Source organism: Dactylosporangium sp. NPDC049140 (assembly GCF_040648435.1).
On the sequence record NZ_JBEZDS010000004.1, the window covers coordinates 258,321 to 282,305 of the forward strand.

General features: G+C 75.0%; 19 protein-coding genes. 16 read left to right on the forward strand and 3 right to left on the reverse strand.

Annotation, left to right across the window (positions count from 1 at the left end):
• The first annotated feature begins 16 nt into the window (after positions 1–16).
• The 10 genes from AB0B76_RS10115 to AB0B76_RS10160 all read left to right on the forward strand — a co-directional run bounded on the left by AB0B76_RS10115 (position 17) and on the right by AB0B76_RS10160 (position 15,373).
• Positions 17–1,189: a kelch repeat-containing protein gene (locus AB0B76_RS10115; RefSeq protein ID WP_360372453.1), complete on the forward strand. Its 1,173-nt coding sequence runs from the start codon at positions 17–19 to the stop codon at positions 1,187–1,189.
• Entirely contained in the window at positions 1,186–4,413 is a 3,228-nt protein-coding gene (locus AB0B76_RS10120) for a hypothetical protein (RefSeq protein WP_360372456.1), read from the forward strand. Before AB0B76_RS10115 ends, AB0B76_RS10120 begins: the two co-directional genes overlap by 4 nt.
• Positions 4,413–9,611: a hypothetical protein gene (locus AB0B76_RS10125; RefSeq protein ID WP_360372459.1), complete on the forward strand. Its 5,199-nt coding sequence runs from the start codon at positions 4,413–4,415 to the stop codon at positions 9,609–9,611. Before AB0B76_RS10120 ends, AB0B76_RS10125 begins: the two co-directional genes overlap by 1 nt.
• A complete protein-coding gene (locus AB0B76_RS10130; RefSeq protein ID WP_360372462.1) occupies positions 9,604–11,403 on the forward strand; it encodes a hypothetical protein in 1,800 nt (599 codons plus the stop codon). The genes AB0B76_RS10125 and AB0B76_RS10130 overlap by 8 nt, the downstream gene beginning before the upstream one ends.
• 145 nt (positions 11,404–11,548) lie before the next feature.
• Positions 11,549–11,839: a hypothetical protein gene (locus AB0B76_RS10135; RefSeq protein WP_360372465.1), complete on the forward strand. Its 291-nt coding sequence runs from the start codon at positions 11,549–11,551 to the stop codon at positions 11,837–11,839.
• 76 nt (positions 11,840–11,915) lie between these two features.
• Positions 11,916–12,686 carry an alpha/beta fold hydrolase gene (locus AB0B76_RS10140; protein ID WP_360372468.1) on the forward strand — a complete coding sequence of 257 codons (771 nt, stop codon included), beginning with the start codon at positions 11,916–11,918 and terminating at the stop codon, positions 12,684–12,686.
• Between the two features lie 10 nt (positions 12,687–12,696).
• Positions 12,697–13,563: a helix-turn-helix domain-containing protein gene (locus AB0B76_RS10145; RefSeq protein ID WP_360372471.1), complete on the forward strand. Its 867-nt coding sequence runs from the start codon at positions 12,697–12,699 to the stop codon at positions 13,561–13,563.
• A gap of 113 nt (positions 13,564–13,676) precedes the next feature.
• Positions 13,677–14,000 (forward strand): phosphotransferase, encoded by a 324-nt coding sequence (locus AB0B76_RS10150; RefSeq protein ID WP_360372474.1) that lies wholly within the window; start codon positions 13,677–13,679, stop codon positions 13,998–14,000.
• Positions 14,001–14,127: 127 nt separating this feature from the next.
• Positions 14,128–14,604: an RNA polymerase sigma factor gene (locus AB0B76_RS10155; protein WP_360372477.1), complete on the forward strand. Its 477-nt coding sequence runs from the start codon at positions 14,128–14,130 to the stop codon at positions 14,602–14,604.
• Positions 14,597–15,373: a DUF4232 domain-containing protein gene (locus AB0B76_RS10160; RefSeq protein ID WP_360372481.1), complete on the forward strand. Its 777-nt coding sequence runs from the start codon at positions 14,597–14,599 to the stop codon at positions 15,371–15,373. Before AB0B76_RS10155 ends, AB0B76_RS10160 begins: the two co-directional genes overlap by 8 nt.
• A 2-nt stretch (positions 15,374–15,375) precedes the next feature.
• On the opposite strand, the gene AB0B76_RS10165 is transcribed toward AB0B76_RS10160, so the two are convergent.
• The 3 genes from AB0B76_RS10165 to AB0B76_RS10175 form a co-directional block, all read right to left on the reverse strand.
• Entirely contained in the window at positions 15,376–17,214 is a 1,839-nt protein-coding gene (locus AB0B76_RS10165) for a hypothetical protein (RefSeq protein WP_360372484.1), read from the reverse strand.
• A gap of 205 nt (positions 17,215–17,419) precedes the next feature.
• Positions 17,420–18,319: an aminoglycoside phosphotransferase family protein gene (locus tag AB0B76_RS10170; RefSeq protein WP_360372487.1), complete on the reverse strand. Its 900-nt coding sequence runs from the start codon at positions 18,317–18,319 to the stop codon at positions 17,420–17,422.
• Positions 18,316–18,744 carry a MarR family transcriptional regulator gene (locus tag AB0B76_RS10175; protein WP_360372490.1) on the reverse strand — a complete coding sequence of 143 codons (429 nt, stop codon included), beginning with the start codon at positions 18,742–18,744 and terminating at the stop codon, positions 18,316–18,318. The genes AB0B76_RS10170 and AB0B76_RS10175 overlap by 4 nt, the downstream gene beginning before the upstream one ends.
• 164 nt (positions 18,745–18,908) lie before the next feature.
• Here AB0B76_RS10175 and AB0B76_RS10180 point away from each other — a divergent pair, with 164 nt between their 5' ends.
• The 6 genes from AB0B76_RS10180 (at position 18,909) to AB0B76_RS10205 (ending at position 23,953) form a co-directional block, all read left to right on the forward strand.
• On the forward strand, positions 18,909–19,673 hold the full coding sequence (locus tag AB0B76_RS10180; protein WP_360372493.1) for an SDR family oxidoreductase: 765 nt from the start codon (positions 18,909–18,911) through the stop codon (positions 19,671–19,673).
• Positions 19,674–19,768: 95 nt separating this feature from the next.
• Positions 19,769–20,422: a DUF1775 domain-containing protein gene (locus AB0B76_RS10185; RefSeq protein WP_360372496.1), complete on the forward strand. Its 654-nt coding sequence runs from the start codon at positions 19,769–19,771 to the stop codon at positions 20,420–20,422.
• A 69-nt stretch (positions 20,423–20,491) separates the two neighbouring features.
• Positions 20,492–21,385, forward strand: a complete 894-nt coding sequence (locus AB0B76_RS10190) for an ABC transporter ATP-binding protein (RefSeq protein WP_360372499.1) — start codon at positions 20,492–20,494, stop codon at positions 21,383–21,385.
• The gene (locus AB0B76_RS10195; protein WP_360372502.1) at positions 21,382–22,104 is read left to right on the forward strand and encodes an ABC transporter permease; all 723 of its coding nucleotides are present in this window, start codon (positions 21,382–21,384) and stop codon (positions 22,102–22,104) included. The genes AB0B76_RS10190 and AB0B76_RS10195 overlap by 4 nt, the downstream gene beginning before the upstream one ends.
• A 20-nt stretch (positions 22,105–22,124) precedes the next feature.
• A complete protein-coding gene (locus tag AB0B76_RS10200) occupies positions 22,125–23,258 on the forward strand; it encodes a histidine kinase (protein WP_360372505.1) in 1,134 nt (377 codons plus the stop codon).
• 23 nt (positions 23,259–23,281) lie between these two features.
• Positions 23,282–23,953, forward strand: coding sequence for a GntR family transcriptional regulator (locus AB0B76_RS10205; protein WP_360372508.1), 672 nt, complete (start codon positions 23,282–23,284; stop codon positions 23,951–23,953).
• Positions 23,954–23,985: the final 32 nt, after the last annotated feature.

Sequence of the window (23,985 nt, forward strand, 5' to 3'; positions counted from 1 at the left end):
CGGAGGGTCTGACGCCATGAGCAGTTCCACAATGGCCGCCACCGGGCACTGGACGGGCACCGGCGCGCTGCCCGCGCCGGTCACCTGGGCCGGGCAGCACGACGGCCCGGTCGTGCTCGGCACCGGCAAGGTGCTCGTCGCGGGCGGCGCCGACGCGGCGGCGGGCGCGCTCGCCCGGGCCGCCCTCTACGATCCGGCCGCGAAGACCTGGGCCGCCACCGGCAGCCTCGGCACCGGCCGCCGGCTGCACACCGTCACCCTGCTCGGCACCGGCAAGGTCCTGGTGACCGGCGGGATCGGCGGCGCGGCGGCCTTCCCGGCCCCGGGCCTGGCCACCGCCGAGCTGTACGACCCGGCCACCGGCACCTGGACCGCAACCGGCGCCCTGCACACCGCCCGGTGGGGGCACAGCGCCGCCCTCGTCGGCGACAAGGTCCTGGTCGCCGGCGGCACGACCACCCGCTCCGGGCAGTCGGTCCGGGCGCTGCGCTCGGCCGAGCTGTACGACCCGGCCACCGGGGAGTGGACCGAGGTCGGACCGATGACCGACGCGCGCAGCGGCCACCCGGCGGTCGTCCTGCAGAACGGCCGGGTGCTGGTGGCCGGCGGTACCGCGCCGCTGGCCCGCGACCTCGACGCCGCGCTCGCCTTCTGCGAGCTGTTCGACCCCGCCACCTTGGCCTGGACGCCGACCGGCGACCTGCTCGTCCCGCGCGGCCGGCACCGCGCCACCGTCCTCAACGGCGGCCGCGACGTGCTCGTCACCGGCGGCGGCGCCCCCGGCGCGCTGGGCGACGGCATGTTCGACCCGTCCAGCCTGTCCACCGCCGAGCTGTACCGGCAGGACACCGGCGGCTGGAGCGCGGTCGCCGACCTGCCGGGCGGTCGCTGCCTGCACCGCGCGGTCGCGGTCGGCACCGGCAAGGTCCTGGTGGTCGGCGGCACCGACGACGAGCGGCACGACGCCGGATACCAGAGTGCGGTCCTCTTCGACACCGCCACCGCGGCCTGGGTCCCGGCCGGCGGGCTCGCCGTCGGTCGCTGGGCGTTCGCCGCGGTCCCGCTGTCGGCGACCACCGTGCTGGTCGGCGGCGGGGTGACGCGCTCCGGCGCGGCCGCCGCCGACCCGGCGCACGACGAGCTGACCGCCGCCGCCGAGGTGTTCGACGTGACCGGGAGCACGCCGTGACGGCCGACGCCTACACCTTCCTGCCCTGGCTGCGCACCGGCCTCGCCACGCGGATCACCGCCGACCCGGGCACCGCCGACCGGGCCAGCGTGCCGGTCACACTGCGGGTGACCGGCGACCGGGTGCCGGGCGGCCCGCCGCAGCCACTCTTCCAGGACGTGCGCCGCACGGTGCAGATCTACGGCCCCGGCGACGTGATCGGGCTGGACGCCCGCGCCGTCTCCCGCGCCGAGCCCCGGCCCTGGATCACCAACGCCGAACCCAACTACCTGGCGCACATCGAGTTCTCCGAGGAGGACCTGCCCTGGCGGTACAGCCCGGCGCCGCCGGACCCCACGACCAGCCGCGTCGCGCCCTGGCTGGCCCTGGTGGTGCTGGCCGGCCCGGCCGACATGACCGGCAGCCCGACGGGTGCCGAGTTCAGCGAGGGGGCGCAGCCGGACCGGCCGCTGCCGTTCATCACCGTGCTCGACCCGGCCACGACGCTTCCACCGGCCGGTCAGCTCGGCGCCTGGGCGCATGTGCACGTCAACGGCTCGCTGGACGCCCCGGTCGCCGCCGACGACATGGGCCGCGTGCTGCCCGCGCTGCAGCAGCTGCTGCGTGAGCACGCCGACGACGCCTGCTCCCGGCTCGTCTGCCCGCGCCACCTCGATCCCGACACGTCGTACCACGCGTTCCTCGTCCCGGCGTTCGAGACCGGGCGGCTGGCCGGCCTCGGCCTCGACCCGAGCGGCGCGCCCGGCGCCCTGCATCCGGCCTGGGGCACGCCGTACCCGAACGCGCCGGTGCCCGGCCAGCTGCCGTACTACTACCGCTGGTTCTTCAGCACCGGCCCGGCCGGCGACTTCGAGTACCTGGTCCGGCTGCTGCGACCGCGCCCGCTCGACCCGGCCGTCGGCCGCCGCGACCTCGACGTGCACCGCTCACCCGGGGCCGGCCTGCCCGGCATCACCACGCCGGCCGCGCTCGGCGGTGTGCTGAAGCTCGGGGGAGCGCTGCGCCAGCCGGACCGGGAACCCGACGCGTTCGACACGTGGGACGAGCCGTACCCGCACCCGTTCCAGCGGGCCCTGGCCGATCTGATCAACCTCGCCGACGACTACGTCACCGAGAGCCCGGCCGCGGCACATGCCCGGCTCGCCGCCCCGGCCGCCGCCCCGCCGGCCGCGACGGGCGACGACCCGGTGATCACGCCACCGCTGTACGGGCGCTGGCCCGCACTCACCACCCGGCTGCTCACCGACCGCGACGGCGCGCCGGTGACGCCGAACCGCAACTGGGTGCACCGGCTCAACCTCGATCCGCGCTTCCGGGTCGCCGCCAACCTCGGGGCCGACGTGGTACGGCAGCGCCAGGAGGAGTTCATGGCCGCCTCCTGGGCGCAGATCGGCGACGTCCTCGCGGCCAACGCCCGCATCCGGGCCGGGCAGCTGGCCCGCGAGGTCGGCACCGTGCTGCAGGCCAAGCACCTGGCGCCTTCGGCGACGACCCTACGGGCGGCCGCCACCAGCGCCGCCGCGGCGACCCCGTCCGGGCGGGTGCTCGCGCTGACCGCGCCCGCCAACGCCCGCGTCGTCGAGCCGGCGCCGCTGGTACTGGCGCCCGAGGTCTTCGCCGACGGCGGATTCGGGGCCGGGAGCGGAATCGAGCGGGTCGCAGTCGGCTTCCGGGTCGCCGCGAGCCGGGTCGCCGCCGCGCCGGTGTCGCCGGCCATGCGCCGGCTCACCCGTCCCGGATCGCGGCTGATCCGCACGCTGCCGTTCACCGCACAGCGGCCACCGGACGCCCTGCTGTCCAGGATGGACGGCGCCGACGGCGGGGTGACCGCGGCACCCCCGAAGACCGTGCCGCCCGCCATCGTCACCCCGGACCGGCTCAGCGCCGCACTGCACCCGCCGCCCGCGGGGCCGAGCCTGGCCGCCGCGGCGGCCGACGACCCTGTCGGCGGGCTGGCGAGCAGCCCCGACTTCGTGCTCACCCTGCCCGGCGATACGTTCGTACCCTCGCCCGGCGCCGTGGACAGCCCGGAGGCGGCGCGGTTCAAGGACGCGCTGCGCGACCTGCACGGCGGCTGGGACGCCGCGGCGGCCGGCGGCGCCGCACCACCGCGGGCCCCGCTCGGGGTGACCGCCGTGACCGACACGATGCTGGCCGGGCTGCACTCCGACGACACCGTCCCGCGGAGGCTGCTCACCGAGGTGTCGATCCCGCCGCGGCTGGCGCCGTTCGCCGAGCGCTTCATCGAGGCGATGGCGTACCCCGTGTTCGACCTGCCGACGTACCGTGAACTGCTGGCGCAGGGCACCGACCTGTTCGTACCAAATCTGAATCTCGTGCCGCCCAACAGCATCTCGTTGCTGGAGACCGACCAGGAATTCATCGAGGCGTACCTCGTCGGCCTGAACCACGAGATGGCCCGCGAACTGCTCTGGCGGGAGTACCCGACCGACCAGCGGGGCACACCGTTCCGGCAGTTCTGGGACGTGCGCACGATGCCGGCCCTGCCCGGCGAGACCGTGGACGAGCGGCGCGAGCGGCTCTACGACATCCCCCCGATCCACACCTGGCCGGCCAGTTCGAAACTCGGCGCCCACGACCACCGCGACACCGGGACCCAGGAGAACGAACTGGTCCTGCTGATCCGCGGGGAACTGCTGAAGAAGTACCCGAACGCGGCCATCTACGCGCACCGCGCCCGCTGGCAGCTCGCCGACGGCCGGCCGGACCCGGCGCAGGAGCGCCTGCCGGTGACCCTGGCCGACCCCGCCGCCCCGACCCTCGACGAAATCCGGCTGCCGATCTACCAGGCCGAGGTCGAGCCCGACATCCACCTGCTCGGCTTCGACCTCACCGCCGACGAGGCCAAGGGCAAGGTGCCGCAGGGCAGCGCCGGCTGGTTCTTCATCATCAAGGAGCGCCCCGGCGACCCGCGCTTCGGCCTGGACGCCGGCGACGCGACCCGGGTCGAGGTGTGGAACGACCTGTCCTGGTCCGATGTGGACCCCGGCCGCACCGGTTTCATCCGGCTCGACGGTGCAACCACGGCTGTGCCGCTGCTCGAGTTCGACGACCCGGCCGGCGACCAGGAGAAGCGCGACCAGCACGTCGAGGACCTGTCCCTGCCGCTGTGGCACGCGGGACTCAGCTCAGCGGACATCGCCTACGTGCTTTTCCAGGCGCCGGTGCTGATGGCCGTGCACGCACAGGAGATGTTGCCCTGATGGCACTCAGCGACGACTTCCCGGTCCTGCTCGGCCCGGTGCGGCTGGAGACCCGCTTCACCGACACCGAGCTGCTGGTGCGGGTGTTCCCGGACGAATGGTCGATCGACAAGTTCGAACCCCAGCCGACCCAGGCCGAGATCGGGGCGCTGGACGCGTACTGGGTCGCGTTGTGGCGCAGCGGCGGCGACACCCTCGTCGAGCAGGCCGCGTGGCAGGAACTCGTCGCGCGGGTCCCGGTCGGTCGGGCGACCTGGCTGCTGAGCAGCCGGGTGCCGGCCAACCCGGCCGAGCGGCCCCGGCCAGCGGCCGGCACGACGGTGCTCGTCATCGTGACCCCGCAGGCCTACCCGGCGGCCGACAAGGCGCCGGCCACCACCTACTGGACCGCGCTGTGGCGGGCCCACGGCGACCCGGTGAAGTCGGCCGCGGCGCACGCCGCGCTCATCGCCGAGGTCGGCGCCACCCGCGCCGACACGATCCGCGGCCGCCGCCCGGCCGGGTTCGACGCGGCCAACGGCAGCGGCCCCGCGCCCGAGCCGGCCGCGCCGGTGGTGCTCGGGTTCCTGGTGCTGGCGCCGCCGACCGGTCTCGCCGCCCGGTCGTGGACCCAGGCGGCGCGGGCGACGCTGCTGCCGGACCGGTTCCGGCTGCTGGGCTATGTCGGCGGCCAGCAGGTCGTCGCGGTGACCGGCCAGCCGGTGCCGGCCAGCCTGCTGGTCAGCCCCGACCCGGCCGCCGCCGCCGCGGACAAGCCGAAGGTGAACGAGCAGACCGGCGTGCTGCAGGTACCAGATGCGATGCGCTGGCTGACCGACTTCACCCGGGCGGTCGCCGTCGGCATGGGCTTCCGGGTGCCGCTCACCCCTGCGATCCGCGGCGGGCTGGACCGGCTGGTCGTGTTCGGCCTGCGGGAGCAGGCGACACCGGCGCAGTCGGCGACCGACCTGGCCGGCCTGTTCACCCGCCAGTCGCGCAGCCCGGCCGGGTTCGCGCTGCTGCCGCAGGGCACGCCGACCAACAACACCGAGGAGACCCCGGCCGGACCCGACCCGCGCGAGGACGCCGAGTCCGGGCGGCGAACCGCGCTGGGCACGATCGCGGCGGCCGCGCCGGGCGACTGGACCGCCCGCACCGACGGGCAGTGCTTCGCCGAGGCGCTCGGCATCGACCCGGCCACCCTCGGCGGCGTGCCCAACGCCGACCGCACCGACGAGCGCGACGCGCGCGCCGCGAACGTGGCGCTGTGGCCGGCCACCTGGGGCGCCTACCTGCGCACCGCGCTGCACCCGGCACTGTCGGCGGAGACGGTCGCGCAGACCCGCGCCTTCTTCGTCCGGCACGTCTCCGGGCGCGGACCGGTCCCGGCGGTACGCATCGGCCGCCAGCCGTACGGGATCCTGCCCACCACGGCGTTCTCGCGGCTGGCCTGGCCGGCGGCGGCCACGCACCGGCGCGGGCTGCACCAGGTGCTCACAGCCGCCGCGCAGGACTGGCGCGCAGCTACCGCGCGGGTCGCCCGGCTCGGCGCCGGCGGCGATCCACACCAGCTGCTGCTGGACATCCTGGCGCTGCACCCGACGTCGGCGGAGTACCACCAGCGCTACGCCCAGAGCGTCGAGGACATCTTCAACCGCGAGAACCTCGGCAGCGGCGGCCCGCAGGTGCTGCCGGCGCTGGCCGGGCTCAACCAGCCGCAGCCGATCCTGGCCCTGCTGGCCCGGCTCGGCTATCCCGTGCAACCGCCGCTGCGGCCCGAGCCCGACCTGGTCCGCCGGCTGTTCACCGACGCGCAGTACCCGCTGCTCGGCCCGCTGGTCGACGACCGGCCGCCGTCGGAGACCGAGCCGGTCCGCGGCGGCTACCTGCGCTGGCTGGCCGAGCACGCCGGCACCGACCTCAACACGATCCGCCTGGAGCGCGGCCTTTCCGGCCGGCCACCGGGCGCGCTGCTGTACCTGCTGCTGCGGCACGCGGTCCTGCTCGGCTGGGACGAGACGGCCCGGGCACTGGCCGCCGCGGCCACCGGCCAGCCGGTACCGTCCCCCGACCCGCTGTTCGTCCACATCAGACTCGCCGACCCCGCACCGCCCAGCGAGAGCCGGTTCCGCCGGTTGTACTCGCCCGACCCAGCGGTCACCGGCAGCCCGACCCAGCTCGTCGTAGACGCCATCCCCGGCCTGCTGGGCCGGTCCCCGGCCACGGCGGCGCTGGCCGAGCAGGTACAGGCCCTGGGCCTGCTGGCCGACCTGCCCACCGCCCGGCTGGAGCGGCTGCTGGCCGAGCACCTGGACTGCGCCACGTACCGGCTGGATGCGTGGCTGCTGGGCCTGGCCAACGAGCGCCTCGCCGAGCTGCGCTTCCCGGTCGCCGGCGCCCCGGCCCGATCCGGCGTGCACCTCGGCGCCTACGGCTGGCTGGAGGAGGTGCGGCCCCGCACCCGGGCGCTGACCCAGGTGCCCCTCACCGGCGACCTGGCCACGGTCTTCGGCGCCAGCACCTTGCCGCACGACCCGACCAACGGCGGCTACGTCCACGCGCCGTCGCCCGCGCACGCGGCCACCGCCGCCGTCCTGCGCGCCGGGTACCTCGCCAACGCCACCCCCGACAGCCCCGGCGCGTTCGCGATCAACCTCAGCTCGGAGCGGGTCCGGGTGGCCCTGGGCCTGCTCGACGGCCTGCGGCAGGGCCAGTCCCTCGGCGCGCTGCTCGGCCAGCGGCTCGAACGCGCCCTGCACGACCGGTACCAGGACGTCGAGCTCGACAAGTTCCTGCCCGCGCTGCGCGGAGCATTCCCGCTGCGGGCCGGCCGGCTCTCGGGTGCCGACGCGGACGACGTCGACCTGGTCGAGGCGCGCAACGTCATCGACGGCCTCGAACTGGTCCGGCGGGCCACCCGGCCACCGGCGCAACCGTCTTACCCGTACGGCGCCGAGGGCCTGCCCCCGGCCACCGAGCAGGAGCGGCAGGCGATGGACGCCGAGGTGCAGCGGCTGCTGGACATCCACGACGCGCTCGCCGACCTGGCCGTCGCCGAAGGCACCTACCAGGCGCTCACCGGCAACCCGGAGCGGGCCGCCGCCACCTTCGACGCCTACGCCAAGGAGGGCTTCCCGCCGGAGCCGTCGGTCGTGCAGACCCCGCAGTCCGGCGTCACCCTCACCCACCGGATGGGCGTGGTGTTCCGCGCTGGTCTCGACCCGAACCTGGGCGCGGGACCGATCCGCGGCGACGGCCCGCGAGCCCGGGCCGAACCGGCCGTCAACGACTGGCTGCCGCAGCTGCTGCCGGCCGCGCAGCAGGTGGCCGCGCTGGTCACCTGGACCGATCCGGTCTCCGGGCAGGGCCGCAGCCGGGTCGTCACCCAAGCCGACGCCGACCTGCAGCCCATCGACCTGCTCTGGGCGCTGCGCCCGGCCGACGAGGCGGCGATGACCGACCTCGACGACCGGATCCTCGGTGTCGTGGCCCAGCAGGACCAGCCCCGCCCCGACACCGAGCTGACCATCCGGCACACCCAGCGCGTCGCCGGCAAGGTGACGTTCTTCGAGCTGTCCCCGCTCGTCGCCGCGGCCCGCACGCTGCTGACAACGGCCCGGCCGCTGCGCCCGACCGACCTGGTCCCGGCGGCCGGAGCCGACCCGGCCGACCGGACACTGGACACCGCGATCGGCGTGCCGCGGAACCGGCCGGCCGCGGTGCGCACCGCTCTGGCCCAGCTCCGCGACACGGCGACCGGCCTGATCAACGACCTGACGCCGCTGCTGCCGGCGCCGCCGGCCGCGCCGAAGACGGCGCAACTGGTGGCCGGCGTCGACGGGTTCCTGACCCGGCACGCCCAGATGGCCACCACGGCCGGCGGGTTCGGCATGCTGCGCAGCGGCTGGGGCGAGGCGTCCGCGTGGCGGCGGGACGTGTTCCGTGACGTGCTGGCCGAGGTCGCGGCGACCGCGGCCCGGCTGGGCCGATCCCTCGCCTCCGCCGACGCGCTCCTGGCCGCCTACAACCAACTGCCCGCCAACGCACCGGCCGACGACCGGTTCCGCCTGCTGCAGCAGGCCGAGCGGCTGCTCACCACCAAGCCAACGACGCCACGCCCGGCCCAACCGGCCCAGCTCCGCTCGACCGTGCTCGCCCGGCGGGCCGCGTTCAACAACCGCCTGCAGGCCCTGCAGGCCGTGGCCAGGACCGGTCGCAAGACCCTCAGCGGGCTGCTCGCCGACGTCTCCGCCCTGCTCCCGCTGAGCGACTTCGACGCCACCGGGCTCTCCCTCGACCCGGTGTACCAACGGGTCGTCCTGTACTGCGGGGGGCTCCTCACCCGCGCCACGGCGCTGCGGGTCGAGGTCCTGCGCCGCCTCGCCGCCGGCGACGCGGCGCTGGCCGACTACGACAAGGCCCTCACCGGCCCGGACCGGGTGCAAGCCGCGAGGACCGCGCTCACCGAGATGATCGGTCCCGACGTCCTCGTGGTCCCGGAGTTCACCCCGCCGGCCCAGCTCGACAGCGACTGGCGCAAGGCCCGCGGCGACAGCTCCAAGCTGCTGCGGCACCTCACCCAGAGCTTCAACCGCGACTATCCGGTCGACGACTGGCTGCACGGCATCGCCCGGGTCCGCGACAAGCCGCGCCTGTGGGAGCGGGCCGTGCTGCTCAGCGACGCCCTGCGCGACACCGGCGGCCTGCTCGGCGACATCCTGGGCGGTCAGGAGCCCGAGCTGCTGCCGATCCAGCTGCCGTTCCGGACCGACGACCACTGGCTCGGCATGGAGTTCGCCCCCGGCACCGCGATCACCGAGGACAAGGTGCTGTTCACCGCCCATTATGCGGCCGAGCCGCCACTTGTCGGCAACCCGGCGCGCTGCGGCCTACTGCTGGACGAGTGGACCGACGTCATCCCGGCCGCCGAGGAGACCACCTCGATCGCCGTGCACTTCGACCGCCCCGACTCCGAACCGCCGCAGGCGATGCTGCTCGTCGTCCCGCCGGTGAAGACCGGCACGTGGAACCCCGACGACCTGATCGCCGCCATCACCGACACGTTCGACCTGGCCCAGCTGCGCGCCGTGGAGCCGCACCACCTCGACAACACCGCCTACGCGCACCTGCTGCCGGCGACGCTCATCTCGGCCACCCGCCAGCCGGTGACGATCGGCACCGACCTGGCCCTGAACAACCTGAGGAGGGCCGATGACTGAGCCGACCCCCATCGACGACCTCGCCGGCGCGCTGGCCCGGCGCGAACGCCCCACCGTCGGCGTCTGGAACCGCGTCGAGGGCCGCCCGCGCGCCACCGACTTCACCCGCGCATTGCGCGCCGAGGTGCACGACCCGCTGTGGCTGCTGACCCGGCAGTGGCAGCTCGGCGAGTTCCGCGGCGCCGACGCCGGCTCCCCGGTCACCGCCACCTACTCCGTAGCGGCCACCCCGCCGACCCGCTTCCGCCCCGGCGGCGGCACCCCCGGCCCGCTACCGGCCGACCGCCCGCTGGAGGCGATGGCCGAGCGACGCGCCGTGCCGTTCACCCGCGGCACCGAAGCCATCGCCTACGACCTGCGCCTGGCCATCGGCCGCCGCTGGCTCAAGCTGCTGAGCCAGCAGCCGCTGCTGCGCGGCCTGCGCAAGGCCTACGTCGACCGGTACCCGATCGCACTGCCCGACCCGCAGTCCGATGTGGACACCCCGCGAGTCGCCCATCCCGAGGTCTGGTCGACGCTACAGGCCGTCGCCGGTCGCCGGATGGACGGCTATGCGTTGTACCGTCAGATCACCGGCGGCGGGCACGCGTGGGACGGCATCCCGGTGCTGTTTCTCGTGCGCGACCAGCTCGACGCCCTCGGCGCCCGGCTCGTGGCCTGGTTCGACGCCCTCATCGACCAGCCCGGCGCCGAAGCCGCCTGGGACGCCGTCCGGCTGGAGCACCGCTTCTCCGTCGCAGCGGGCCAGCGCACCCTGACCGCCCAGGAGTACCCCGGCGGCCGGCTCGACTGGCATGCGTTCTCCATCGACCTGTCCGGCCCGCTCGGCAGTACCCCCGCAGCACCACCGCCCATCAACCGCACCGTCTTCCCGGCGCCGGTCCGCTACTCCGGCATGCCACTGCCGCGCTGGTGGGCCATCGAGGACGGCCATACCAACTTCGCCGCCGTCCGCCCGGACAGCACCGACCTGGCCCGCCTCATCTTCCTGGAGTTCGCGCTCGTCTACAGCAACGACTGGTTCCACGTCCCGTGCGACCTGCCGACCGGCACCGTGGCCACGATCCGCGGCCTGACAATCACCGACGTCTTCGGCCAGCGCCTGTGGATCACCCCCGCCGGCGCCGGCGACGACGAGGACCGGCTGCGGTGGACCATGTTCACGCTGGACACCATCGGCAACGATCCGGTACCGGCGGACACGGCCCTGTTCCTGCCGCCGAGCGTGCCGAAGGTTGCCGAGGGCCCACCGCTGGAACAGGTCCTGCTGGCCCGCGACGAACTGGCCAACATGGTCTGGGGCGTCGAGCAGACCGTCCGCCTGCCAACCGGCGACAGCCGCCGCGGCGTCGAGGTAGCCGCCGAGATCACCGCCCACCGCCGCCGACTGTTCCCGGAGCCACCGGCCGACGACCCGCGCGCCCCGATTGCGTACCGCGCGATCACGTCGGTTCCGGAACACTGGATCCCGTTCATCCCGGTCCATGTCGGCGAGGACAACCGCGCGGTACGGCTACAGCGAGCGGCAATGCCGAGCGACATCGACGGCCGGCCGGTCCGCCCGCGCACCGCCCTGCTGCGGGAGGGCCTGGACGCGGGACACCGGTACTTCATCAACGAGGAGGAGGTCCCGCAGACCGGCACCCGCCTGACCGTCGCATACAACCGCACCCGCTGGCGCGACGGCCGGGTCTGGGTCTGGCTCGGCACCGAACGCACCACCGGCCGGGGCGAGACCACGGCCCCAATCGCCTTCGACCATCTGGTCACCCAGCCACCCCCAGCCTCCTGACCGACGCCCCCTGCCGAGCGCCATGGCGCGGCGATGACTCGGCGCCACCCGGGCCATCGAACTTGACGCATGCCCGTATGGTGGCCCTGCCGCACCGTGGTTCCGTCGACTCGCTCAGGAAAGTCGCCCGGCCTATGGAGACGCTGTGAACTTCGACGACGTGTTCTGGTACATCGTCATATTCTTGTTTCTCTTTGGCGGCAGTACCGCCGGGTTCGTCCAGCATCTCCAGTCCCGCCGCCACAAGTTCAAATTGGCGATGGCCAGGGAGAAGATCAAGTTGGAGGAGGCGAGGGCGAAGCTGGCTGAGGAGCAGAACCGGCAGACCGCGCTGGAGGTGCGAAAGGCCGAGCTGGAGATCGAACGCTATGACCGGCGGATCCCGGGCATGCTCTCGGTTCCGCTATCCGACAACGGCGCGGAAGAGGCGCCGTAGCCGAATCTCCGGTTCACGAGCGCGCGCTGACATTTGTCCAAGACCGTCGCGGCGCCGGGCGGTCATCCTCGGCGGCATGATGCATGTGGTCCAGGACGGTCCGCGCTCGGCGCCGCCGCTGCTGCTGATCCACGGGTCGGGGGCGTCGGGGTCCACCTGGGCCCCGGTGGTCCCGGCCCTGGCCGCGCGCCACCACGTGGTGCGCGTCGACCTGCCCGGCTGCGGCCGGTCCGGGCCCGCGCCGTCGTTCGACGTGCCCGCGCAGGCCGACCGGGTCGCCGCGGTCCTCGACGACCTCGGCCTGCGCGACGTGGCCGTGGCCGGGCACTCCAGCGGCGGGTACGCCGCCACCGCCCTCGCCGAGCGCCGCCCCGACCTCGTGCGGTCGCTGACCCTCGTCAGCACCGGCCCGGCCCTGGACGCGCTGCGACCCGAGCCGCTGATCCTGCGGCTGCTGCTCGCCCCGCCGTTCGGCCCGCTGCTCTGGCCGGTGCGCACCGACGCCATGCTGCGCCGCGGCATCGCCGCCACGATGGCGCGCCCGGCCGCCATCCCCGACGAGGCCGTCGCCGACGTGCGGGCCACCCGCTACCGCGCGTTCCGGGCGGTGCTGTCGAACAACCGGGCGTACCTTCAGGAGCGGGACGTCCCCGCGCGCCTGGCCGGGCTGGGCAAGCCGGTGCGGGTCCTCTTCGGCGCCGCGGACCCGCGCTGGGACCCGGCGTCGGCCCGGCGCTACGAGGCCGTGCCCGGCGCCCGGATCGAGCTGCTGCCGGGCGTCGGCCACGTCCCGATGCTGGAGGCGCCCGAGCTCACGGGCGAGCACCTGCTGGCCTGCACGGCCTAGACTCGTGTACGTGCCGCCCGACTGGTCCACGGTGGCCATCGCGGTTCCGCACCCCGCCCTCCGGCGGCCGGGCGTGGCGATGGCCGGCTTCCGGCAGCGCCGCCCGGCGACGTGGGACATCGCGATGGTCGCCCACCCGTCGGTCACCGTCCTGCTCAACCTGGCCGCCGACGACGACGGCCTGGTGTGCGGCGCGGGCACCAGCCGCCGCTGCGGCAGCGTCGTGGCCGGCCTGCTCCCCGGCGACCTGCGCGCGACCGGCCGGGTCGTGGACTGCCTGCAGATCCGCCTCGACCCGGTCGCGTCCGCCGCGGCCTTCGGCGGGCCGGACCTGACCGGGGTACTCGTGTCGCTGGACGAGCTCTGGGGCCGCGACGCGACCCGCCTCGAGGACCGCCTGCGCGCGGCCTCCGGCTGGGACGAGCGCTTCGCGATCGCCACCAGCTTCCTGGCCCGCCGCCTGGACGCGCCCCCGGTCGACCCGGAGGTCGCCCACACCTGGCGCCGCACCCACGCGGGCCGGGGCCGGGTGAGCGTCGAGGGCCTGGCCGAGGAGGTGGGCTGGAGCCGCAAGCGCCTGTGGTCGCGCTTCCGCGGCCAGCTGGGCATCTCCCCGAAGCGCGCGGCGCGCCTGGTGCGCTTCGACCACGCGGCCCACCTGCTGGCCGCGGGCCGTCCGGCGGCCGAGGTGGCGGCCGAGAGCGGCTACGTCGACCAGTCCCACCTGCACCGCGAGGTACGCGCCTTCGCGGGCCTGACCCCGTCGGCGGTCGCCGCGGCCCCGTGGCTGGCCATCGACGACACCGCCTGGCCGGCGTCGGTCAACCGAGGCGACCGACGTCCTCATACGCCGGCGACCAACGGCGGCAGCCCGTAGATGCCGGTCGTGGGCACGGCGGCATCGTCGATATTTCAGAGCCGCACGGCGGCCACTCCGAGCGGTACCGATATGGGGTTGCCGCCGGGGCTGTTCCTTGTGACGTTGTCAGCGTGACCCCGGAACCAGACACCGTCCCGGTGCCCGATCGCCGCCCGGTCGGCCCGGGCGTCGTGCGCCGGCTCATCGCCGAGCAGTTCCCGCGCTGGGCCCACCTGCCCGTCCGCCCCGTCGCGGTCAACGGCTGGGACAACCAGACCTTTCACCTCGGTGACCGCATGTCGGTACGGCTGCCCACCGCCCACGAGTACGCGCTCGCCGTCGACAAGGAGCACCGGTGGCCGCCGATGCTCGCGCAGCACGTGCCGGTGTGGCGGTCGGCGTCGACGCGTCGACCTGGCGCCGCGGGCGCGGGTGGGCGCTGTGGAAGGCGCTGATCGGCTACGGCGATCCGGGAGCGAAGCGCGTCGTCGACGAGGTGCTGAAAGATTCGCTCAACCGGGAAGGGGGTCGTGGCGTCGTAGGTTCGTGACGGGGGTGCGGCGAGAGGCGGGCCGGGCGGCGATGCGCGAAGACGTTCGGCGCGACTTCTTCGCGGCCAACTACGCGCGCCTCGCCGGGTGGGTGCGCCGCCAGGTCGACGACGACGAGACCGCGCACGACATCGCCGCCGAGGCGTTCGTGCGGCTGCTGTCGCGGTGGTCCGACTCGCACGACCCGCACGCGTACCTGTACAAGGTCGCCGTGAACCTGCTGCGCGACCACTGGCGGCGCTCGCTGCGGGAGCGTCGCGGGCTGCACCTGGCCGCGGCCGAACAGCGCGACGTCCCGGACGGGCGGCCCGAGCGGGGCGCCGACCTGCGCGCGATGCTCCAGCCGCTGCCGGAGCACCAGCGTACGGCGCTGCTGCTGCACTACCTGGCCGGCTTCTCGGTCCGGGAGGTCTCGGCGATCGTCGGGCGTCCGGAGGGCACGGTGAAGTCGGATCTGTTCCACGCCAGGGCGCGGATCCGAGCGGAACTGGATGGCACCGATGACTGACCCCGACGAGCAGTTCGAGGGCTGGCTGGACCGGCACCGGGTCGAGGCGCTGGGGCCCGTCCCCGGCGCGTACGAGCGGATCGCCCGCACGGTCCGCCGCCGGCGCGCGGCCCGGGTGACTGCCGTCGCCGCCGCGGTGGCGGCGGTGCTCACCGGCGCGACCGGCATCGCCTACCGCATCGCCACCGGCCCGGGGCCGGTGCTCCCGCCGGGTGCGTCGCCGTCGCCGTCCGTGCCGCCGTCGCCGTCTGTGTCGCCGCCCGTGTCGCCGTTCGCGTCGCAAGAGCCCGAACCGGCCGGGACGCAGGACACACCCGCGACGGCCACGTCGTCCCAGTCCGTCCGGTGCCACACGAACGAGCTGAAGGTGGCGGTGCAGACCGCGCCGGGCGGTGGCGCGCAGGGGAGCGAGTACGTGTGGCTGGTGTTCACCAACGTGTCCGGCCGGACGTGCTCGTTGTACGGCTATCCGGGAGTGTCCTGGGTGACGGGGGCATCCGGGTCGCAGGTCAACGACCCGGCGCGGCGGACGGGGGTGGCGCCGGCGCGGGTGGTGCTCGCGCCGGGTGCGGTGGCTCATGCGCAGGTGCGGTACGGGAAGCCGGAGATGTACGGGGAGGAGTGCCAGCTCGCAGCGGTGGCCGGGTTCCGGGTGTATCCGCCCGACGAGACGGCGGCCGTGTTCGTGCCGCTGGCGGGCCGGGCGTGCTCGGCCAAGGGGGTCGGCGTGGCCGAGGTGTGGCCGATCGTGGCCGGGCTCAGCGGGTAGCGCTAGTTCTGCCGCTCCCGCTGCTCGTCGCGCTCGCCCGCCTGCTCCGGTACCGCCGGGGTCCTGTCGTCGGCCAGCAGGGCGTGGCGGGCCGCCCGGGCGCGCAGCAGGTGCGAGATCTCCGCCTCCGGTACGCCCGCCCGGAGGCAGGCCCGGCGCAGCGGTTCGTCCAGTGCGGACGTTCCCGGCGGCAGCGGGGTCAGGCGGCGGCCCGCGAGGTTCAGCACGCCCGCCAGGACGTGCTCGCGGCGGACCGGGGCCGGGGTCTCGCCGGCGCCGGGCAGGGTCGTGTGCCAGCGGCGCAGGCGGTGGGCCAGGAGCAGGGCGGCCGCGGCCAGGCCGGTGAGCACCGCGGCCGTCGCCAGCGCGGGGGTCACGTGGTCGCCGCGCAGGCGGCCGGCGGTGAGCACCAGCAGCGCGGCGGCGATCGCGGCGGCCCCGGCGCCGGGCAGGGCCGAGAACGCGATCGGGGCGGGCGTGGCCGGCGGGTGTACCTGGGCCAGCGTGGTCAGCAGCGGGGCGGTGTGCGACGGCCAGGTCCAGGGGCGGGTCAGCACGTCGTCGAGGAGCCGGCCGTACGCGGTGCCCCGCGTCGTGCGGAACATCTGCCAGCGGCCCGCGGCGAAGGTCGTCGTGTCGTGGTCGCGGCCCGCGAGGAGGGCCGTGGCCACGCCGCGGTCGAGCTGGGCGCGGTGGACCAGGGCCGTCGCCCAGCCCGGGTACGTCTCCCCGCGGCCGAGCAGCATGCGCAGGACGGGCGGCTCGTCGGCCGCGCGGGCCACGGCCTCGAAGTCGTGGGCGTCGCCGGAGGCCTCGGCGGCGGCGACGGCCGCGGCCGGGTCGCGCCGGGCCAGCAGGGTCAGCGCGGCGGACCCGGGGCCACCGGTGGCCGCCATCCGGTGCAGCACCTCCGCCCCGGACGGCGCCGCCTCGCCGGAGGTGTCGCCGGGGTCGCCGGCGTCCAGCAGCGGCAGGAGGCACAGCAGCCGGGAGAGCCAGCGGGCGTCGCGGGCCGCGGGTGCGGTACCGGCCAGCGCCTCCACCTCGATGCGCGCGGCGCGGCGCACGCCGTCGTCGTCGCCCGCGCCGGCGGCCACGGCGGCGCGGAACAGCAGCCGGCGGTCGCTCAGCGCGGCGAGGTCGTCGATGATCCGCCAGCGCTGCTCCTCGCCGGCCGACGTCGCGGCGCCGACGGCCTCGCTCATCAGGCCGGCGGGCCAGGGCCGCCGGCTGCGCAGGCGATCGGCGAGGGTGTCCCAGCCACCCCTCCCGCCGGCTGCGGATTCACCGGCCACGGGAAGTACCACCGCCGGAATGTGGAAACCGGGGACGGGCTCGGCATGCGAGAGGGTGACCACGGTCGAGGTGGGGGCCGTGCGCGCCAGGGGGCCGATCAGCCCGGCGACCGCGGCGCGGACCGCACCGCCGGCGTCGTCGAGGCCGTCGAGCAGCACCAGGTACCCGTGCGCGGTCGCCTCGGTCGCTTCGGCCGCGGTGATCGTGGCGAGGACGACGTCGGCGGTGACCGGCCCGTCGGCGGCGATCCTGGCGAGGTCGACGTACACGGGGCGCTGGGCGGCGGCCGGGTCGGCGGCGGCCCGGCCCCAGGCCGCGCGCAGCAGCCAGGGCAGCGGGCGGGGCCCGGCCGGGCCGGGCGCGGTGAGCAGCCAGAGGCGCTCGCCGCGGCGGTCGAGCAGGGCGGCCGGGTCGGCGCGCTCCCCGCCGGGGCCGAGCAGCGCCGGCGCGTCGGCGCGGTCGCCGGGTCCGGCATCGAGGTGGTGGGCGGCTTGCCAGCGGAGCGCGCGCTGCGCTGCGTGCCGCTGCATCCGGTTCGCGGGCATCGACGTCGAGCTCCGAACGATAAGGGGCGATGGCCCCCTAATCGTGCGGCCGTCGATCACCGGGCGGAGCCGGAACGGCGCGGCATCCATCGAAAGGGGTAATCCGACCGCTCGGCCCCGCACAGCGTGTGCGACGCGCCGTACGCAGTGGGTTCATCGAACGGGGACTCGTCGCACCCCAGGTCGGACGGGGTGTACGACGGGGTCAGGCGAAGTCGGCGGCGATGCGGTTCGCGGCCGCCAGCATCTGCGACCCGACCGGCTCCACGCCGAGCTCGGCCAGCAGCAGCCCCGTCGAGACGCGCTCGGCGTTGCCCCACTCCCAGATCGCCCGCTCGTCGCGGCCGGTGCGCGCGGCGAGGCACCGGGAGCGGGCGCGGGGGTCGGCGGCGGCCAGGAGCTCCTCCGGGTCCTCGCGCATGAGGATTCCGAGGTCGTACTCCGCGTCCGCGCTCAGCCCGTCCGGGTCGACGAGCTTGAAGCGGCCGCCGGGCGCGCGCAGGGCGTTCCACTGGTGCACGTCGCCGTGTACGAGTACGGCCCGTTCGTCGTCGTGGGCGGCGGCGCGCCGTTCGCAGCAGGCGAGGGCGTGCTCGACGGTCCGCTCCGGGCACGGCCGGCCGGTGCGCTCCCAGGTGGCGGCGATGAAGTCGGCGAGCCAGCCGGCCTTCCACCGCCCGGTGGGCAGCCCCGAGCCGGGGGCCGGGCGCCACACCCGCGCGGCCGCGTCGGTCAGGATTTCCAGACGCTGCGGCAGCGGTACCGCCAGATCCGACAACGCCGGCCCCAGCCGCTCCAGCAGCAGGGCCCCGCGCCCCTCGTCGGCGCGCAGCAGCCGGGCGCACCCGTCCCCGCCGGCCAGCCGCAGCACCGTGGCCTCGTGCCGCGCGTGCTCGCCGGCCCGCGGGACCAGCAGTTTGAGCACGGCATCGGTACCGTCGTCGAGACGCGCCGCCACCACGAGGGCCTCGGTCGCGCCGTCGAACACCTTCCCGGCGCGCAGCCCCCAGTCGCGCTCGAGCTCGGCGACGAGCCCCGGCAGGCCGGCGAGCCAGTCGTGCGCCCCGGCCAGCACGGCCTTGCGCCGCACGATCTCGGGGATCACGCGCGCAGGTTCTCGCTGACGCGGTCCAGCAGCCCGATCAGCTGCCGGGACTCCTCGTCGCTGAACCCGCGCAGCGCCCGGGCCCCGATCGCGTCGAGGGCCTCGGGCACCCGCCCGCGCAGCGACTCCCCGAGCGGCGTGAGCACGATGCGCACGACCCGCCGGTCGGTCTCGTCCCGGGCGCGCGCGACCAGCCCGGCCGCCTCCATGCGCTGGGTCATCCGCGTGATCGTGGGCACCTCGACGTCGAGGCGGCGGGCCAGGTCGCCGGTGGTGAGGCCGTCCTCGCGCCAGAGCTGGTCGAGCAGGAAGTTCTGCCCGATGTGCACCCCGAGCTCGCGCAGCGCCTCGGCCGAGGCCGTCTTCATGCCCTTGGACGCGCGCTGGAGCGCGTCGCAGTACTCCCGGTCGACGGCCCTGCCCATGCCGGAACGATAGAGCACTTGACTTAACTTAGCCGACTAAGTAATTCTTTAGCCGACTAAGTTCTTTGTCCCGCGGGCTGATCGAAAAGTCGGGCGCTCCGCGCCGCGACTTTTCGGACTTTTCGCCCGACGGGGGATATGCCGCGATGCCAGGGAGGAAACTCATGGATCTGGGACTGCAGGGCCGCCGGGTGTTCGTGACCGGGGCCTCCGGGCGGATCGGCCGCGCGACCGCGATCGCGTTCGGCCGGGAAGGGGCGCGCGTCGCCGTCGGGTACCACCGCGACGAGGCCGGCGCCAAGGCCGTCGCCGCCGACGCCGAGCGGGCCGGTGGGCACGCCGTCCCCGTGCGGGTCGACCAGGCCGACGAGAATGCCGTGACGGAGGCGGTCGCGACCGTCGAGCGCGAGTTCGGCGGCGTCGACGTGCTGGTGAACAACGCGGTCGCGTGGCCGCCGTACCCGGAGCCCGGCGAGCGGTTCGAGACCGTCCCCGCGCGGCGCATGCGCGAGTCGGTCGAGGCCAACCTGCTCGGCCCGTACCTGCTGGCGCGCGCCGTCGCCGGCGGCATGCGGCAGCGCGGCTGGGGCCGGATCGTGCACGTCTCCACCGGGCTCGCGGTCGACGGCCGGCCCGGCAGCGCCCCGTACACGACCCCGAAGGCGGGCCTGCACGGCCTGGCCCGCACCATGTCCCGCGAGCTCGCCCCCGACGGCGTGCTCACCAACGTGGTCATGGCCGGCTTCGTACCCGGCGAACGGCAGCTGCCGCCCGAGGTGCTGCACAGCGCCGCGGAGGCGGCCGCCACCCGCCGGGTCAGCACCGCGGAGGAGATCGCCGCCGTGATCGTCTTCCTGTGCTCGGCCGCGAACGGCAACGTGACCGGCGAGCTGATCCGGGCCGACGGGCATTTTCTGACCCCGGCCTAGGAACTTTCCGGGGCCGCGCGCCGACTACCCGCGTCAGTGCCGTCGTGGAGGATGGGAGGATCGGTCGCGTGCAGATTCGCCGAGTTCTGGGGTCCGTGTCCGTAGTGCTGGTGGCGAGCGCGGCGGTCCTCGCGCTCACCGCCGCGCCGGCGTCCGCCCACGTGGAAGTCAAGGCCGACAAGGCGCAGGCCGGCGCGACCGACGTGACAATCACGTTCAGCGCCGAGGCCGAGAACTCCAAGGCCGGCATCGCCTCGGTCAAGGTCGCGCTCCCGGCCGGCATCGCGCCCGCCGACGTCAGCTGGGTCTCGGGCCCGACGGGCTGGGCGCTGACGGCCGACGCGGACGGGTACACCGTCGCCGGCCCGGCGCTGGCGACCAAGAAGGACGCCGAGTACGCGGTGAAGGTCGCCAAGCTCCCGGCCGACGCCACCGAGCTGGCGTTCAAGACCCTCGTCAACTACACCGACGGCAAGGTCGACCGCTGGATCGACGCCGCCGGCACCGACAACCCGGCGCCGGTACTGAAACTCGCGCCCGCCGCGACCCCGGCCGCCCCGTCGGTCGCGCCCACCTCTGCGCAGCCGGTCGCCACGACCAACGCCGCGCCGGCCACCACCGGGGCCGACGCCGCCAACGACGAGGCCGACAGCTCCGCGACGCCCTGGGTCGTGCTCGCCGTGGTGGTAGTGGTCGGCCTGGCCGCCGTGCTGTTCTTCCGGTACCGCCGGCGCAACCGGGAGTCATGACATCCGTCATGGGGTTGCGGGTGACGCGATGCAGCCGCATCGCGATCGATCCCCGGCCATGCTGAGGGCATGACGAACGAAGCAGTCCAGCTGGCCGGCCTGAGCAAGCGGTTCGGGCCGGTCACCGCCGTCGACGGGCTGGACCTCACGATCCGCCGCGGCGAGGTGGTCGCGCTGCTCGGCCCGAACGGCGCGGGCAAGTCCACCACGATCGACATGCTGCTCGGGCTGCTGCGGCCGGACGCCGGCGCGGTCCGCCTCTACGGCGAGCCCCCGGCGAAGGCCATCGCCCGCGGCGCGGTCGGCGCGCTCATGCAGTCCGGCGGCCTGCTGCCGGATCTGACGGCCGGGGAGACGGTACGCCTGGCCGCCGCCCTGCAGCGCAACCCGCGCGACGTCGGCGAGGTGCTCGAGCGGGCCGGCGTCGCCGAGTTCGCCAAGCAGCGCGTCGGCGGCCTCTCCGGCGGCCAGCAGCAGCGCATCCGCTTCGCGATGGCGCTGGTGAGCAACCCCGACCTGCTGGTGCTCGACGAGCCGACGACGGGCATGGACGTGGAGACCCGCCGCGCCTTCTGGGCCTCGATGCGCGAGGAGACCGCGCAGGGCCGCACGGTGCTGTTCGCCACCCACTACCTCGAGGAGGCCGACGACTACGCCGACCGGATCGTGCTGCTGCGCTCCGGACGGATCGTCGCCGACGGTACCTCCGCCCAGATCAAGGCGGCCGTGTCCGGGCGCACCATCCGCGCCACGGTCCCCGGCGCCGACCTCGCGGGCCTGGCCGGCCTGCCCGGCGTCGAGCGGGTCGAGACCCGCGGCGAGTCGGTGCTGCTGCACTGCGACGACTCCGACGCCGCCCTGCGGGCCCTGCTCAACGCCACCGCCGCGCACGACATCGAGGTCACCAGCCGCAACCTCGAAGACGCCTTCATCGCCCTTACCGTCGCCGGGAGCGCCAAGTGAACGCCACGTACCTCCGCCTCGAGGCGGTCCGCCTGATCCGCAACAAGCGCGCCGTGATCTTCTCCACCCTGATGCCGGCCCTGCTGGTGCTCATCATCGGCGGCGTGTCGGTCGGCGGGGACCCCGACGCCAAGAAGTACGTGATGGTGAGCATGGCCCTGTTCGGCGCCATGACCGCGGCCATGTTCAGCGGCGGCACCATCGCCGTGGAGCGCGGCCTCGGCTGGAACCGCACGCTGCGGCTCACCCCGCTCTCGCCGGCCGCCTACGTGCTCAACAAGGTGCTCCTGTCCCTGCTCGTCGCCATCCCGCCGGTGATCGTGACGTTCGCGATCGGCGCGAGCGCCCTGCACGTGCGGCTCACCGCGGCGGAGTGGGTGCTGTGCTTCGTCGGCGCGTGGATCTCGTCGCTGCCGTTCGCGGCGCTGGGGGTCGTCGTGGGGTACCTCGCGAAGCCCGACAGCGTGCAGCAGATCTCGGCGCTGCTGAACCTGACCCTCGCCGCCTTCGGTGGCCTGTGGGTCCCCGTAACCCTGATGCCGCACTTCCTGCAGGTCATCGCCAAGCTGACCCCGTCGTACTGGACCGGGCAGGTCGCCCGCAGCCCGCTCGACGGCGGCCACGTCGACGGCCAGGCGGTCGTGGTCCTGGTTGGCTGGACGGTGGCGCTGGGGATCATCGCTCTCCGCCGGTTCCGCGTGGACACCGCCCGCGCGTAGGTTTCGCTACCGTGTTCGACATGCCGAACGCCCGGCCCGCCCGCCGCTCCGCACCCAGGTTCTTCTGGCTGTGGGCGGCGGTCTGGCTGTTCTACATGATCGGCCCGATCCAGGAGGGCTGGCGGCAGCCCGAGCCCTGGGAGCGGATCGTCAGCCTGGCGGCCGCCGTCGGGTTCTGCGCCGTGTACCTCACCGGGTTCATGGCCATCCGCCGGCACTACCGGTCCACCGGCAAGCCCCCGTCCCGCGCCCAGTACGTGGCGCGCCTCGGGGCGATGGTCGTCTTCGCCGCGACCCTGACCGCGATCGTCGGCGAGTCCGGGCTCACGACGCTGGTGTACATCGGCGTCATGGGCATCTTCACGTTCCCCGGCCGCGCCGGATGGAGCGTGGTCTTCGCCTGCGCCATGGTCGCCGGCGTCCTGCCGCGGGTCGTGCCCGGCTGGGACGGCACCTACGACCTGCTCTTCTCGGTCATGGTCGCGGCCCTGGCCGTGTGGGGCGTGACCCGCGTGGTGCAGCGCAACGCCCAGCTCGCCGAGGCCCGCGAGGAGATCACCCGGCTCGCGATCGCGGCCGAGCGCAACCGCTTCGCGCGCGACATGCACGACCTGCTCGGCCACTCGCTCACCGTCGTGTCGGTCAAGAGCGAGCTCGCGGGGCGCCTGGTGCAGCTCGCGCCCGAGCGCGCCGAGGCCGAGCTGGCCGACATCCAGCGGCTCGTGCGCCAGGCGCTCGCCGACGTGCGGGCGGCCGTCGCCGGATACCGCGAGATGTCCCTGGCCACCGAGCTCGCCTCGGCCCGCAGCGCCCTGGACGCGGCCGGCATCGAGGCCGACGTGCCGGTCACCGGGGAGGCGGTCGACCCGGAGCGGCAGGAGCTGTTCGCGTGGGTGGTCCGCGAGGGCGTCACAAACGTCGTGCGGCACAGCGAGGCCAAGCACTGCTGGATCCGCCTCGACCGCAACGCGGTGGAGATCGGCGACGACGGCCGCGGCCCCCAGGGGGTCCCGGAGCAGCTCGCCGCGGACGACGCCGGCTCCGGCGGCCACGGCCTGGGCGGCCTGCGGGAGCGCCTCGACGCCGCCGGCTGCTCGCTGAGCATCGGCCGGCGCGACGGCGGCGGGTTCCTGCTGCGCGCCGCCGCGGCGTGACGGTGCGCGCTAAGGTCCATGGCGTGCCGCCGCGAGACGAACGAGACCGGGCCGGCTCCGCCGCCGCCCGCGATGCGCTGCGCGAGGCGATCCTCGCCGGGCGGTACCTGCCGGGCGAGCGCCTGGTCGAGGCCCAGCTCAGCGACCGCCTCGGCGCGAGCCGCTTCAACGTGCGCGTCGCCCTGCAGGACCTCGCGGCCGAGGGCCTGGTCGAGATCCAGCGCAACCGCGGCGCCCAGGTGCGCAAGGTGTCCATCGACGAGGCGATCGAGATCACCGAGGTACGCATGGTGATCGAGGGTCTCGTCGCCGCCCGCGCCGCCGAGCGCGTCGACGCCGACCAGGCCACCGAGCTCGACGAGATCGGCCTGCTCATGCGGCGGGCGGTGACGGCGGGGGAGTACCGCCGCTACAGCGACCTCAACCAGCGGCTGCACGCCCTGATCCGCACCATCGCGGGCCACCGCACCGCCGACGGCATCATCGAGACCCTGCGCGGGCAGCTGGTCCGCCACCAGTTCATGCTCTCGCTGCTGCCGGGCCGCCCGCAGGTGTCGCTGCCCCAGCACGAGGCCGTGATCGCCGCGATCCGCGGCCGCGACCCGAAGGCGGCCGAGGACGCGATGCGCGAGCACATCGCCAGCGTCGTGGAGGCCCTGCGCTCCATCGACACCCTCGGCAGTCCCGCGACCTAGCCTCTTCGCCCGGCACGCCGCGCCGGACGTTG